Source organism: Tenacibaculum aestuariivivum, assembly GCF_964507685.1.
GTDB lineage: Bacteria > Bacteroidota > Bacteroidia > Flavobacteriales > Flavobacteriaceae > Polaribacter > Polaribacter aestuariivivum.
This window is the reverse complement of record NZ_OZ208414.1, coordinates 1,495,358-1,508,090: the sequence shown is the minus strand read 5'-3', so window position 1 is coordinate 1,508,090 and position 12,733 is coordinate 1,495,358. Positions and strand designations below refer to the sequence as shown.

Below are 12,733 nucleotides of genomic sequence, written 5' to 3'. Positions count from 1 at the left end.
ATTTATTAAAAAAAAGCTAAAAATGATAAACAAAAAAGTAGATAGCGTTAAGGAAGCAATTACCGGTGTAAAAAACGGTATGACTTTTATGTTAGGAGGTTTCGGTTTATGTGGAATACCAGAAAATGCTATTGCAGAGTTAGTAAAATTAAATGTTAGAAAGGTAACATGTATTTCTAACAATGCAGGGGTAGATAATTTTGGCTTAGGTTTATTGCTTCAAAATAAACAAATTAAAAAAATGATTTCTTCTTATGTAGGAGAGAATGAAGAGTTTGAGCGTCAAATGTTGTCAGGTGAATTAGAAGTAGAGTTAACGCCTCAAGGCACTTTGGCCGAAAAATGTAGAGCAGCACAAGCAGGTTTACCTGCGTTTTATACTCCAGCAGGATACGGAACAGAGGTTGCTGAAGGAAAAGAAACTCGAGAGTTTGATGGAAAAATGTATGTGTTAGAGCATGCATTTAAAGCAGATTATGCTTTTATAAAAGCATGGAAAGGTGATACGGCAGGAAATTTAATTTTTAAAGGAACTGCACGTAATTTTAATCCAAATATGTGTGGTGCTGCAACTATAACTATTGCTGAGGTGGAAGAGTTAGTACCAGCAGGTACATTAGACCCTAATCAAATACATATTCCAGGAATTTTTGTGCAACGTATTTTTCAGGGAGAAAAATATGAGAAGAGAATAGAACAGCGAACAGTAACTCCTAAACTATAACAAATGGCATTATCAAAACAACAAATAGCACAACGAATAGCTAAAGAATTGCAAGATAAATGGTATGTTAATTTAGGAATAGGAATTCCTACATTGGTTGCTAATTATATTCCAAAAGGAATTGAGGTAGAGTTTCAGTCTGAAAATGGACTATTAGGTATGGGGCCTTTTCCTATAGAAGGAACTGAAGATGCTGATTTAATAAATGCAGGTAAACAAACGGTTACTGTTTTAGATGGGGGGGCTATTTTTGATTCAGCAATGAGTTTTGCTATGATACGAGGAAAACACGTGCAATTAACTGTTTTAGGCGCTATGGAGGTTGCTCAAAATGGTGATATTGCTAATTGGAAAATTCCAGGTAAAATGGTAAAAGGAATGGGGGGAGCGATGGATTTAGTAGCATCGGCAGAAAATATTATTGTAGCAATGATGCATACTAATAAGCATGGTGAATCTAAACTCTTAAAAAAATGCTCTTTGCCATTAACAGGTGTTGGTTGTGTTACAAAAGTTGTTACTAACTTAGCAGTATTACAAGTAAAAGATAACGCATTTTACTTATTAGAAAGAGCTCCTGGTGTTTCTATTGATGAAATAAAAGAAGCTACCGAAGCAACTTTAATAGTGCAAGGAGAAATTCCTGAAATGGATATTTAAGATGAAGTATTTTAAAAAGTTTTATTTAGTTATTTATCCATTATTAATAGTGTTTTTTATTTTTATACTAGATAAAGTATTTCTTATCCAAGAATCTTGGATAAGAATAGGTGTTGCAATTGCTTTAGCGTATGTTTTATCACCAAGAAAAAAAATAATTCAAACCGCAACAGGAGATAGAAAACAATTAACATGGATTTTTCTTAAAAACCCTATATTTTTAGATTAATGAAAATAATATCATATAATGTAAACGGTATTAGAGCCGCTTTAAAAAAAGGATTTATTGATTGGTTACAAGCTGCAAATCCTGATGTAATTTGTATTCAAGAAACCAAAGCACATAAAGAGCAGTTAGATGTACAAGAGTTTGAAAATGCAGGTTATCCATATCATTATTGGTTTTCTGCACAAAAAAAAGGCTATTCATCGGTAGCTGTTTTTTGTAAAGAAAAACCTAATCATATTGAATACGGAACAGGAATTGAAACTATGGATTTTGAAGGAAGAAACCTTCGTGTAGATTTTGATGAAGTGTCTGTAATGAGTTTATATCTTCCGTCAGGAACAAATTCTGAACGCTTGAATTTTAAATTCAATTATATGAATGAATTTCAGCAATATATTGATACTTTAAAACAAGAAATTCCAAATTTAATAATTTGTGGTGATTATAATATTTGTCATGAAGAAATAGATATTCACAATCCAAAAATGAAAGGTGTTTCTGGTTTTTTACCTGAAGAGAGAACATGGATAGGTGAATTTATAGATAATGGATTTTTAGATAGTTTTAGATACCTACACCCTAAAAGACAAGAGTATTCATGGTGGAGTTATCGTGCAAATTCTAGAGCTAATAATAAAGGTTGGCGTTTAGATTATGCAATGGTTGCTGAGCCTTTAAAAGATAAAATATCACGAGCTTATATTTTACCAGAGGCAAAACATTCAGATCATTGCCCGATTGTTGTTGAATTAAATTTATAAATCAAATATGAAAAACTTACTAATACTACTTTTTTTTACCATATCAATTTTTGCTCAGCAACCAGTTGATAGTGTTTTTAAACCAATTAAAAGCATTGTAATTGCTATTGATTCTAATTTTGTAGCAACAGATTCTATTGTAAAAGATACTATTAAAAGAAAAAAGATTTATGCCTGTTTTTCAGATTTAGATTTGAAAAAAGTAGATAGTCTATTGATAGAAGAAAAATTTAATTCATCATCATTTGACAGTATTCAATATGTAATTAATGATAAAGATATTATTGATAATACAACATCATTACTTTCTACTGAATTATTAAAAAAAAGGTTAAGTGATTTAGATGTAAAAACACCATTTCATTTAGCCTATAATCCGTCATTAGAAAAAGTAATAAATAGTTATTTAAAACACCGAAAAAAATATTATCCTGCGTTAATGGCAAAGGCACAATATTACTTTCCTATGTTTGAACAGTATTTAGATCAGTTTGATGTTCCTTTAGAAATGAAATATTTAGCTATTGTAGAGTCTGCCCTGCGTCCTGAAGCTCGTTCTAGGGTCGGAGCAACAGGCTTGTGGCAGTTTATGTACGGTACAGGAGTGCAATTTGATTTGAAAGTAAATTCATATATTGATGAACGTCAAAACCCTGTAAAAGCAACAATTGCAGCTTGTAAATATTTAAGCCAGTTATATAAAATATTTGGCGATTGGGATTTGGCTTTGGCAGCTTATAACTCAGGTCCAGGAAATGTTTCAAAAGCAATAAAACGTTCTGGGGGTTATCGAAATTATTGGAATATTCGTCCGTATTTACCTAGAGAAACAGCAGGGTATGTTCCTGCATTTTATGCTACGATGTATATTTTTGAATATGCAGCAGCACATCATATTTACCCAGAGTTACCTACTATTTTTCATTTTGAAACAGATACTGTTCGGGTTAAAAGAACCATTACTTTTGATCAAATATCAGAAAAAACAAAAATAGATACTGAATTATTATCTTTTTTAAACCCTTCATACAAATTAGATATTATTCCTTACGTAGAAAATAAAAATTATTCCGTTAGGTTACCTAAAAAAAAGATAATAGATTTTTTAGAGAAAGAGGAAGAAATTTATGCATTAGCTAATGAAGATGATAATAGAAGAGAGAAGCCTTTGCCTAAGTATTTTGAAATGGATAAGCGTACTCGATATAGGGTACGTAGTGGGGATTATTTAGGTAAAATTGCTAATAAATTTGGAGTAAGAGTTAGTGATATTAAACGTTGGAACGGTATGAGAAATCATCGATTAAAGATAGGCCAACGTTTAAATATTTATCCTAAAAAAGTAGTTCGTTCTAAAAAAATAAATATCAAAAAGGAGTCATTACCAAAAGGAGCACATGAGGTTTATATTGTGCAGAGTGGTGATTCGTTATGGACAATTTCTAAAAAATATCCATCAATTTCTATTGAACAGCTTAAACAATGGAACAATATTTGGAGTGCTAAAAGCTTAAAGCCAGGAATGGAACTTAAAATTTTTAAAAGTTAAAAACATCATTTAGTATAATAAGTTTTTTAAAAACGATAAACTATGAAAAAAATAATCTGTTTGCTTTTTTTGATAACATTTTTAATGTCATGTAAATCAAGTAATGGAAAAGACGGCTATATTTTACCTACTTCAAATGGTAAAACCAATAAAATAATGGTAGTTGTAAAAGGATTAGATTGGCAAGGTAAAATTGGTGATCAAATACGTAGAGTATTTGGAGAACATCAAGTGGGTTTACCACAGCCTGAAACATTATTATCAGTTAGTCAAATAGATCCTGTTGGTTTTAGTAGTTTTATGAGACACGGAAAAGCTATTTTAATTATTAAGGAAGGAGAAACAACAGGTATTTCTGTTGAAAAAAATAGGTATGCAGAGCCTCAAATTATTGTTTATGCTGTAGCTAAAAATGAAGCACAAATTTTAAAACTTATTAATCAAAGAGGAAAAGAAATTATTAAATTATTTAAAGATGAAGATGTTAAATTTACACAAAACATTTTTAAAAAAGAACGTATTGATGAAACTACATTCAAAACAATTCAAAATTTAGGGGTAACTATTGATATTCCTAAAAGATATAGATTAGTAGAAGATACTGGTAATTTTATATGGTTTCGTCAGCGTTTAAAAAGTGGTATTGCTAGAGGTGACGGAACTAATAATATTCTAATTTACACCGTTCCTTTAATCGATGAAAATACTGTTGCCGATAACATTACCGCTGTGCGTGATACTATTGGTAAAAAACATATACCAGGAAGTAAACCAGGTATGTATATGATTACTGAACAGGCTTATACACCATTTACATCTGAAACTCAAATTGATGGAAAAAAAGCCTATGAAACACGAGGTAAGTGGGAGGTTAAAAATGATTTTATGGCAGGGCCATTTATTAACTATACAGTAATTGATAAGAAAAACAATAGATTGGTTATTTTTGAAGGATTTACTTATGCTCCTTCTGTAAACAAACGCGACTTTCTTTTTGAATTAGAAGCAATTGCAAAATCGATGAAAATAAAATAATATTTATATACTTAACAAAAAAACATTAACTTTTTTAAAGTTAATGTTTTTTTGTTAAGTATAAGAAATGTTATAAAAGGGTAAAAAGTAAAATTACTTTATTTACTAATTATTTTAGATAATCAAATAAAAATTGTTTATTCAAAGGAATAATTATTATCAGAATAATACTATAAATTTAATAAGGTACGTTAAAATTATTTTTTTATTGTTATTTTTACGCTTTTACGTGCAATAAGCTTACTAATATGGTTGTTGTAAAGTAAAAAAGTATAACAATATGAATAAACTATCAAAACTCTTAGTTTTTAATCTATTTTTAGCTATTACCTATTCGTGTAGTGTAAAAAAAGATGCTTTTTTAAATAGAAATTTCCATGCACTTACCACAAAATATAACACTCTTTTTAATGGAAAGGAAGCCTATTTAAAGGGGCTTAAAGAGGTTGAAGATAAGCATGAAGATAATTTTTGGAAACGCTTACAAATCGAACCAATTACCTTTAATGAAAATGAAATTTCGTTACCTGTTTTACAACCTGGTACAGGGTTTGATGAAAATGTAGAAGAAGAGGTGGAGGTTTTAACATCGTTTGATAAGGCAGAAGAAAAAGCCGTAAAAGCAATTCAAAAACACTCAATGAATATAAATGGTTATGAAAAAAACCGTCAAATAGATGATGCTTATTTACTTTTAGGAAAATCTAGATATTATACGCAACGTTTTATACCGGCTATAGAAGCTTTTAATTATATTATAGCTAATTATCCAAATGCTAGTTTAATAAACGAAACCAAAGTTTGGCGAGCTAAAACAAATATTCGTTTAGATAATGAAAAGCTAGCTATTGAATCGTTAAGATTTTTATTAGAAGTAGAAGAAAATGAAGAGGAACTTCCAGATGCTATAAGAGAACAGGCGCATACAGCTATGGCAATGGCTTATCAAAAAACAGACACTATTCAAAAAGTAATTAAGCATTTAACTGCAGCATCTAAAATATTTAAAAATAAAGATCAAGCTGCTCGAAATATGTTTGTTTTAGGTCAAATTTATAGTGAGTTAAATTATAAGGACTCTGCACGCGTAGTGTTTCATAAACTAGCGGAAACTAAAAAAGCACCTTATAAATATCGTATTCGAGCAAATATTGAAATGGCAAAAAACACTGTAAATGACAGTACCTCTGTTGTTGTTTTAGCAAAATTAAAAAAACTGATTCGAAATTCTGATAACCGAAAATTTTTAAATGCTTTATATTATCAAGCTGGTGTTTTAGAAGAGGCAAGGAATAATACTAAAAGTGCGATTGATTATTTTAAAAAATCATTAGCCGTCAATTATAATAATGATTACCAAAAAACATTCGCTTATGAGCGATTAGGTAATATTGCCTTTCATAAAAAAAAATATGTATTAGCAGGTTCTTATTACGACAGTGTTTTACAGGTTACTTCAAAAGAGTTTGATCAAGAAAAACGCATTAGAAAAATTAGAAGAAAAAACAAAGGCTTAACTACATTAAGAAAATATGAACAATTAGTTAAAAATAACGATAGTATTTTAAAACTAGTTGCTATGACAATTGAACAAAGAACATCTTTTTTTGAAACCTATATTGAAAGAATAAAAAAAGAAGATGAAGATAAAAAGCAACAATTATTAAATGCTCAAAATTTTGGAAGTTCTTTTGGGTCAAATACACCTATAAGTAATAAAGGTAAATGGTATTTTTATAATACTCAGGCTTTAGCTTTTGGTAAAATAGCATTTCAAAAAGTTTGGGGAACGCGTCCGTTAGAAGATAATTGGCGACTGTCAGATAAGTCAAGTAATATAATTACAGTTGTTGATGAAGTTATATCTAAAGAACCGTTGATTAATAAGCGTTATGAATTATCAACCTATTTAGATAAAGTTCCTACTGATGAAAAATTAATAGTTAGTTTAGTAGAAAAACGAAATGATGCACTATATCAGCTAGGTTTAATATATAAAGAACAGTTTGTAAATAATAACCTAGCTATTAAAAACTTAGAGCGTTTAGAAAAAGAACAACAAAATAAGTTATTAGAATTACCTATAAGTTATCACTTGTATCAAATATATATAAGTGTTAATAATGTTGAAAAAGCAACTAACTATAAGAATATTATTTTAAAAAAGTACCCAGAAACTACATTTGCTAAAATAATTTTGAACCCTAATGAAAAATTAAAAGAGCACAAAAAAGAAGATGTTATCTTAAATAAATACAAAGAAATTTACTATTTATATAAAGGAAATAAATATGAAGATGTAGTGAGAGAAATAGATGCCTTTTCTTTAACTATTAATGAGTCTAGTTTAATACCTAAGTTTTCGCTTTTAAAAGCTTTATCTATAGGTAAATATAAAAATAAAGAAACTTATATAAAAGCGTTACAGTTTGTAGCTATTAAATACGCAAATAAGGATGAAGGTGTAATAGCAAGCAAAATATTAGAGCAATTAAAAAAATAAATCCCCTTAAGTATGTTTAGCAAAGAAAGTAAAAAAACAAGTGATAATAAAGTTTCAGAAAGAAATGTGATTGGAAAGAATACTCAAATAAAGGGTGATATTGTTTCTGAAGGAGATTTTAGAATTGACGGAACTTTAGAAGGAACTATTAATACTAATGGAAGAGTAATTATTGGATTATCTGGTTATATTAAAGGAAAAGTGACATGTACAAATGCTGATGTTGAGGGTAAGTTTTCAGGAGAGTTATTGGTGTCTAATACATTAACTATAAAAACAACAGCAAGTATTAATGGAGATGTTATTATTGGAAAACTTTCGGTAGAGCCAGGAGCTTCATTCAATGCAACGTGTGCAATGAAAGGAGCGGTAAAAGAATTAAGTAAAAATGAACAAAAGCAAAAAGGAAAAACCGCTTAGTAAATATCTTCGATTTAGTAGTATTGCTATTCAAATGGGGGTTACTATATATTTAGCGAATTTATTAGGGGAGTGGTTAGATATTAAATATATTAATGAAAATGAACTGTATACTAAAATATGTACATTAATAGGTGTTTTTATAGCAATGTTTTCTGTAATACTTCAAGTTTCAAAAATATCTAAGCAAAAATGATTAAACGTATTTTATATTTTATTATAGTTACAATCTTACTATTTATAGTAAGTTATTTTTCACATCATTATTTATTAAATATACAAGGTATTACTTTACCATACTCATTATTCTCTGTATATTTATTTCATTTATTTGCAACAAGTATAATATATATTGTATTGGAGTTTACTGCAGATAGCCTTCCTAATGAAGCAGGGTATGTATACTTAGCGTCAATGCTTTTAAAAATAGGTTTTTTTGTTTTAATTTTTCAAGAGGATGTGTTTACAGAGGTAAAATTAGTCAAGGTAGAGAAGGTGTCACTAGTGGTTCCGTTAGCTTTATTTTTAATAAGCGAAGCGTTAGCTGTTTTTAAATTATTAAATAGTAAGTAGTTACTGTTTTTAATAAGTGAAAAATAAAGGAAGTGAAATAGTAATAAAACTAAGATGAAAAACGGTTTGTAGTTTTAATTAAATATGTACCTTTGCACGGAAATTTACAGACCTTAAACCTATATTCAAATTTAAGATATGATGATAGCAAAAAAATCTATCAAGTTTTTAGCAATACTTGTATTAGTTTTTACGTCGTTTTCAGTGTTCGCTGAAAGTGGAAACACTACATTACAAGATGGTGGCCGAGTAAACACAAAGGCAGAAATAGAAGCTTACAAGCAACATCACTTAGCTGATTCTCACGACTTCTCTCTGTTTTCTTACACAAATGCTGATAATAAAAGAAAACATATAGGTTTTCCTTTACCAATTATTGTTTGGACAAGTAAAGGCTTGAAGACTTTTATGTCATCAGCTTTTCATCATAATGATGATGGTCATGTAGTAGTAACTGCAGGCGATGTGCAATTAACTAAAATTCATAGTAAAATTTACGAATTAAATGAAGGAGAAACTACTGTTTCTTTTGATGAAGCACATCATGCTACAAATGGACATAAAGTAATAGATTTTTCTATCACTAAAAGTGTATTTGGAATGTTTTTAGTAGGTTTGTTAATGATTTTTGGATTTAGATCATTGGCTAAAGGGTACCAAAAAGGTGCAATACCAACAGGTTTTGCAAGAGTTTTAGAGCCCTTAGTATTATATGTTAGAGATGAGATTGCAAGACCTAATATAGGTGAAAAGCATTACCGTAAATTTATGGGGTTCTTATTAACTGTTTTCTTTTTTATCTGGATTTCAAACTTATTAGGATTAACCCCTTTAGGATTTAATATTACAGGACAATTAGCTATAACAGTTTGTTTGGCTCTTTTCACCTTTTTTATAGTGCAATTTTCGGCGAATAAAGACTATTGGAAACATATTTTTTGGATGCCAGGAGTACCTGTGGTTATGAAATTTATTTTAGCACCTATTGAGTTTTTAGGGATTTTAACCAAGCCTTTTTCGTTATTTGTACGTTTATTTGCTAATATTACAGCGGGTCACTCAGTGGTAATGGGTATTGCCGCTTTAATGATTATATTAAAAACAAAGTTTGGAACAGCAGGTGCTACAGGTGTATCTGTATTTTTAACGTTGTTTTTAACGTTAATTGAACTGTTGGTAGCCTTTTTACAAGCCTATATTTTTACAATGTTATCTTCATTATTTATTGGTATGGCAGTAGAAGAACATGAGGATCATTAATATATTTTAATTTAGAATGAAATTTTGTTTAATTTAATATAAATCAATTATTATGACAGGTCTTACTTTAATAGGAGCAGGTTTAATCGTAATCGGAGCAGGATTAGGATTAGGGAAAATCGGTAGTAGCGCAATGGAAGCTATCGCACGTCAGCCTGAAGCTGCTGGAAAAATCCAAACAGCAATGATTATTATTGGAGCATTATTAGAAGGTTTAGCATTTGGTGCTTTACTTTTAGGATAATATTCCAAAAATTAAAAAGAAACACTTTCTGCAACGGTTGGTTGCAGAAGTGTTTTATTAAACAATAAAAAAAAACACAAAATTAAGTAGTATGGAAATTTTTAATGATTTTTCAATAGGGTTATTTGCAATGCAAGCTTTTATCTTATTAATCTTGATTTTTTTAATGGTTAAATTTGCTTGGAAACCTATTTTAACTGCATTAAATGACCGAGAAGATGGTATTCAAAAGGCATTAGATCAAGCTGAAAATGCTCGTAAAGAAATGCAGAATTTACAAGCAGATAATGATAAGTTATTAAAAGAAGCACGTGCAGAAAGAGATGCAATGATGAAGGAGGCACGTGAGATAAAAGAAAATATTGTAGCTGAAGCAAAAGAAGAAGCGCAAGAGCAAACTTCAATTATGATAGAAAATGCTAAAGTTACAATAAAACAAGAGCAGCAAGCAGCAATTGCTACCTTAAAGAAAAATGTAGGAGAGCTATCAATTGAAATTGCTCAAAAATTAGTAAGGAAAGAATTAACATCGCCAGCAGATCAATTCAAGTTAGTTGAGGGGATGCTAAAAGAAGTTACTTTAAACTAATTGATAGATGAAAGCATCAAGACCAGCATTGCGTTACGCAAAAGCAATATTAAATTTAGCAATTGAAAACAGTAAAGATTCTTTGGTAAATGAAAATATGAAGCTAATAGCTAAGACTATTGAAGGAAGCGAAGATTTAAAAAGGATGCTAAAAAGTCCAGTTGTTAAACCCGATGATAAAAAGAAAGTTTTATTAGCTCTTTTTGGTGACAACGTAGATAATGTTATAAAAGGTTTATTTAACTTATTAGAAGAAAATAAGCGTATGACAATGTTGCCTTCAATTGCAAAGCAATTTTCTGTAATTTATGATTCCTATAAAGGTATACAGGTTGCAAAAGTTACTACTGCAGTAGTTTTAACAAAAGAATTAGAAGAGAAAATACTCGCTAAAATTGTATCAATTACAGGAAATAGCGCAAGTATAGAAAATATAGTAAATCCGAATATTATTGGAGGGTTTATTTTACGTGTTGGAGATGTGCAGTATGATGCAAGTATTTCTAATCAGTTTAATGAGTTAAGAAGAGAATTTGACAGTAGTCAAAATATTCCACAAATTTAATTATACATCAAAAGCAATAAGATGGCAGGAATTAAACCAGCTGAAGTTTCAGCAATTTTAAAAGAACAATTAACAAACTTTGAATCTAAAGCTTCATTAAATGAAGTTGGTACCGTATTACAAGTAGGTGACGGTATTGCTCGTGTTTATGGTTTGTCTAATGTACAATACGGTGAATTAGTAGAATTCGGAGACGGATTAGAAGGTATCGTATTAAACTTAGAAGAAGACAATGTAGGAGTTGTATTATTAGGTGCATCTACATCCGTAAGAGAAGGATCTACAGTTAAACGTACAGAAAGAATTGCTTCTTTAAGAGCTGGAGAAGGTATTGTAGGACGTGTTGTTAACACTTTAGGTCAGCCAATTGATGGTAAAGGACCAATACAAGGTACAACTTACCAAATGCCTTTAGAACGTAGAGCTCCTGGAGTTATTTACCGTGAGCCTGTAACTGAACCAATGCAAACTGGTATTAAATCTATTGATGCAATGATACCTGTAGGTCGTGGTCAACGTGAGCTAATTATTGGTGACCGTCAAACAGGTAAATCTACCGTTGCTATTGACACGATTTTAAATCAAAAAGAATTTTACGATGCTGGTAAACCAGTATATTGTATATATGTAGCCATTGGACAAAAAGCATCTACCGTAGCAGCTATTGCTAATATGTTAGAAGACAAAGGAGCTATGGCTTATACTACAATTGTAGCCGCAAATGCATCAGACCCTGCAGCAATGCAAGTATATGCACCCTTTGCAGGAGCAGCAATTGGAGAGTTTTTTAGAGATACAGGAAGACCAGCTTTAATTGTATTTGATGATTTATCAAAACAAGCGGTTGCTTATCGTGAGATTTCTTTATTATTAAGAAGACCACCGGGACGTGAAGCATATCCTGGAGATGTATTTTACTTACACTCTAGATTATTAGAGCGTGCTGCAAAGGTTATCAATGATGATAAAATTGCGAGTGAAATGAATGATTTACCAGATTCTTTAAAAAGTATCGTAAAAGGTGGAGGTTCTTTAACAGCATTGCCAATTATTGAAACACAAGCTGGAGATGTATCAGCATATATTCCAACAAACGTGATTTCTATCACTGATGGTCAAATTTTCTTAGAATCAGATTTATTTAATTCAGGTGTACGTCCAGCAATTAATGTTGGTATTTCTGTATCACGTGTTGGTGGTAATGCACAGATTAAATCAATGAAAAAAGTATCTGGTACTTTAAAATTAGATCAAGCTCAATATCGTGAACTAGAAGCGTTTGCTAAGTTTGGTTCAGATTTAGATGCAGCTACCATGAATGTGATTTCTAAAGGTCAGCGCAACGTTGAAATTTTAAAGCAAGCTCAAAATGATCCTTACACTGTAGAAGACCAAATTGCAATCATTTATGCAGGTTCTAAAAACTTGTTAAAAGATGTACCTGTAAAACAGGTAAAAGAGTTTGAAAGTGATTATATTCAGTATTTAAATGCTAAGCATAAAGATACTTTAAATACTTTAAAAGCTGGAAAGTTAACAGACGAAGTAATCGATGTTTTAACTTCAGCAGCAGCAGAAATTTCTGCTAAATTTAAAGCTTAATAAATAATTATAATACTCA

General features: G+C 30.2%; 15 protein-coding genes. 14 read left to right on the top strand and 1 reads right to left on the bottom strand.

The genetic code is table 11. From position 1 onward, the window contains the following. Nucleotides 1-22 precede the first annotated feature (22 nt). The 6 genes from ACN5J4_RS06675 to ACN5J4_RS06650 are packed head-to-tail and all read left to right on the top strand — an operon-like array spanning nucleotide 23 to nucleotide 4,958. Nucleotides 23-724 (top strand): CoA transferase subunit A, encoded by a 702-nt coding sequence (locus ACN5J4_RS06675; protein ID WP_418649237.1) that lies wholly within the window; start codon nucleotides 23-25, stop codon nucleotides 722-724. Nucleotides 725-727: 3 nt separating this feature from the next. Then, entirely contained in the window at nucleotides 728-1,384 is a 657-nt protein-coding gene (locus ACN5J4_RS06670) for a 3-oxoacid CoA-transferase subunit B (RefSeq protein ID WP_418649236.1), read from the top strand. A 1-nt stretch (nucleotide 1,385) separates the two neighbouring features. Next, nucleotides 1,386-1,613, top strand: coding sequence for a hypothetical protein (locus ACN5J4_RS06665; protein WP_418649235.1), 228 nt, complete (start codon nucleotides 1,386-1,388; stop codon nucleotides 1,611-1,613). After that, the gene (locus ACN5J4_RS06660; protein ID WP_418649234.1) at nucleotides 1,613-2,374 is read left to right on the top strand and encodes an exodeoxyribonuclease III; all 762 of its coding nucleotides are present in this window, start codon (nucleotides 1,613-1,615) and stop codon (nucleotides 2,372-2,374) included. The genes ACN5J4_RS06665 and ACN5J4_RS06660 overlap by 1 nt, the downstream gene beginning before the upstream one ends. A gap of 7 nt (nucleotides 2,375-2,381) precedes the next feature. Beyond that, the gene (locus ACN5J4_RS06655; protein ID WP_418649233.1) at nucleotides 2,382-3,923 is read left to right on the top strand and encodes a LysM peptidoglycan-binding domain-containing protein; all 1,542 of its coding nucleotides are present in this window, start codon (nucleotides 2,382-2,384) and stop codon (nucleotides 3,921-3,923) included. A 42-nt stretch (nucleotides 3,924-3,965) separates the two neighbouring features. Then, entirely contained in the window at nucleotides 3,966-4,958 is a 993-nt protein-coding gene (locus tag ACN5J4_RS06650; RefSeq protein ID WP_418649232.1) for a DUF4837 family protein, read from the top strand. A gap of 765 nt (nucleotides 4,959-5,723) precedes the next feature. Here ACN5J4_RS06650 and ACN5J4_RS06645 read toward each other — a convergent pair. Continuing rightward, complete coding sequence (locus tag ACN5J4_RS06645; protein ID WP_418651145.1) at nucleotides 5,724-5,867, bottom strand: hypothetical protein; 144 nt, start codon at nucleotides 5,865-5,867, stop codon at nucleotides 5,724-5,726. Nucleotides 5,868-7,473: 1,606 nt separating this feature from the next. On the opposite strand from ACN5J4_RS06645, the gene ACN5J4_RS06640 reads away from it, so the two are divergent. The 8 genes from ACN5J4_RS06640 to atpA all read left to right on the top strand — a co-directional run bounded on the left by ACN5J4_RS06640 (nucleotide 7,474) and on the right by atpA (nucleotide 12,714). Further along, on the top strand, nucleotides 7,474-7,881 hold the full coding sequence (locus ACN5J4_RS06640) for a bactofilin family protein (protein WP_418649231.1): 408 nt from the start codon (nucleotides 7,474-7,476) through the stop codon (nucleotides 7,879-7,881). Next, entirely contained in the window at nucleotides 7,850-8,077 is a 228-nt protein-coding gene (locus ACN5J4_RS06635) for an AtpZ/AtpI family protein (RefSeq protein ID WP_418649230.1), read from the top strand. The genes ACN5J4_RS06640 and ACN5J4_RS06635 overlap by 32 nt, the downstream gene beginning before the upstream one ends. Then, the gene (locus tag ACN5J4_RS06630) at nucleotides 8,074-8,454 is read left to right on the top strand and encodes a DUF6168 family protein (RefSeq protein ID WP_418649229.1); all 381 of its coding nucleotides are present in this window, start codon (nucleotides 8,074-8,076) and stop codon (nucleotides 8,452-8,454) included. Before ACN5J4_RS06635 ends, ACN5J4_RS06630 begins: the two co-directional genes overlap by 4 nt. Nucleotides 8,455-8,592: 138 nt before the next feature. Then, nucleotides 8,593-9,714, top strand: a complete 1,122-nt coding sequence (atpB, locus tag ACN5J4_RS06625; RefSeq protein WP_418649228.1) for a F0F1 ATP synthase subunit A — start codon at nucleotides 8,593-8,595, stop codon at nucleotides 9,712-9,714. A gap of 52 nt (nucleotides 9,715-9,766) precedes the next feature. Next, a complete protein-coding gene (atpE, locus tag ACN5J4_RS06620; RefSeq protein ID WP_058886136.1) occupies nucleotides 9,767-9,958 on the top strand; it encodes an ATP synthase F0 subunit C in 192 nt (63 codons plus the stop codon). A 91-nt stretch (nucleotides 9,959-10,049) separates the two neighbouring features. After that, complete coding sequence (locus tag ACN5J4_RS06615; protein ID WP_418649227.1) at nucleotides 10,050-10,547, top strand: F0F1 ATP synthase subunit B; 498 nt, start codon at nucleotides 10,050-10,052, stop codon at nucleotides 10,545-10,547. A 7-nt stretch (nucleotides 10,548-10,554) separates the two neighbouring features. Beyond that, the gene (gene atpH / locus ACN5J4_RS06610) at nucleotides 10,555-11,112 is read left to right on the top strand and encodes an ATP synthase F1 subunit delta (protein ID WP_418649226.1); all 558 of its coding nucleotides are present in this window, start codon (nucleotides 10,555-10,557) and stop codon (nucleotides 11,110-11,112) included. A gap of 21 nt (nucleotides 11,113-11,133) precedes the next feature. Further along, the gene (atpA, locus tag ACN5J4_RS06605; RefSeq protein ID WP_418649225.1) at nucleotides 11,134-12,714 is read left to right on the top strand and encodes a F0F1 ATP synthase subunit alpha; all 1,581 of its coding nucleotides are present in this window, start codon (nucleotides 11,134-11,136) and stop codon (nucleotides 12,712-12,714) included. Nucleotides 12,715-12,733 lie beyond the last annotated feature (19 nt).

Coding starts and splice junctions, on each gene's coding strand:
- ACN5J4_RS06675 (WP_418649237.1), top strand. CDS start 23: ATGATAAACAAAAAAGTAGATAGCGTTAAGGAAGCAATTACCGGTGTA.
- ACN5J4_RS06670 (WP_418649236.1), top strand. CDS start 728: ATGGCATTATCAAAACAACAAATAGCACAACGAATAGCTAAAGAATTG.
- ACN5J4_RS06665 (WP_418649235.1), top strand. CDS start 1,386: ATGAAGTATTTTAAAAAGTTTTATTTAGTTATTTATCCATTATTAATA.
- ACN5J4_RS06660 (WP_418649234.1), top strand. CDS start 1,613: ATGAAAATAATATCATATAATGTAAACGGTATTAGAGCCGCTTTAAAA.
- ACN5J4_RS06655 (WP_418649233.1), top strand. CDS start 2,382: ATGAAAAACTTACTAATACTACTTTTTTTTACCATATCAATTTTTGCT.
- ACN5J4_RS06650 (WP_418649232.1), top strand. CDS start 3,966: ATGAAAAAAATAATCTGTTTGCTTTTTTTGATAACATTTTTAATGTCA.
- ACN5J4_RS06640 (WP_418649231.1), top strand. CDS start 7,474: ATGTTTAGCAAAGAAAGTAAAAAAACAAGTGATAATAAAGTTTCAGAA.
- ACN5J4_RS06635 (WP_418649230.1), top strand. CDS start 7,850: ATGAACAAAAGCAAAAAGGAAAAACCGCTTAGTAAATATCTTCGATTT.
- ACN5J4_RS06630 (WP_418649229.1), top strand. CDS start 8,074: ATGATTAAACGTATTTTATATTTTATTATAGTTACAATCTTACTATTT.
- atpB (WP_418649228.1), top strand. CDS start 8,593: ATGATGATAGCAAAAAAATCTATCAAGTTTTTAGCAATACTTGTATTA.
- atpE (WP_058886136.1), top strand. CDS start 9,767: ATGACAGGTCTTACTTTAATAGGAGCAGGTTTAATCGTAATCGGAGCA.
- ACN5J4_RS06615 (WP_418649227.1), top strand. CDS start 10,050: ATGGAAATTTTTAATGATTTTTCAATAGGGTTATTTGCAATGCAAGCT.
- atpH (WP_418649226.1), top strand. CDS start 10,555: ATGAAAGCATCAAGACCAGCATTGCGTTACGCAAAAGCAATATTAAAT.
- atpA (WP_418649225.1), top strand. CDS start 11,134: ATGGCAGGAATTAAACCAGCTGAAGTTTCAGCAATTTTAAAAGAACAA.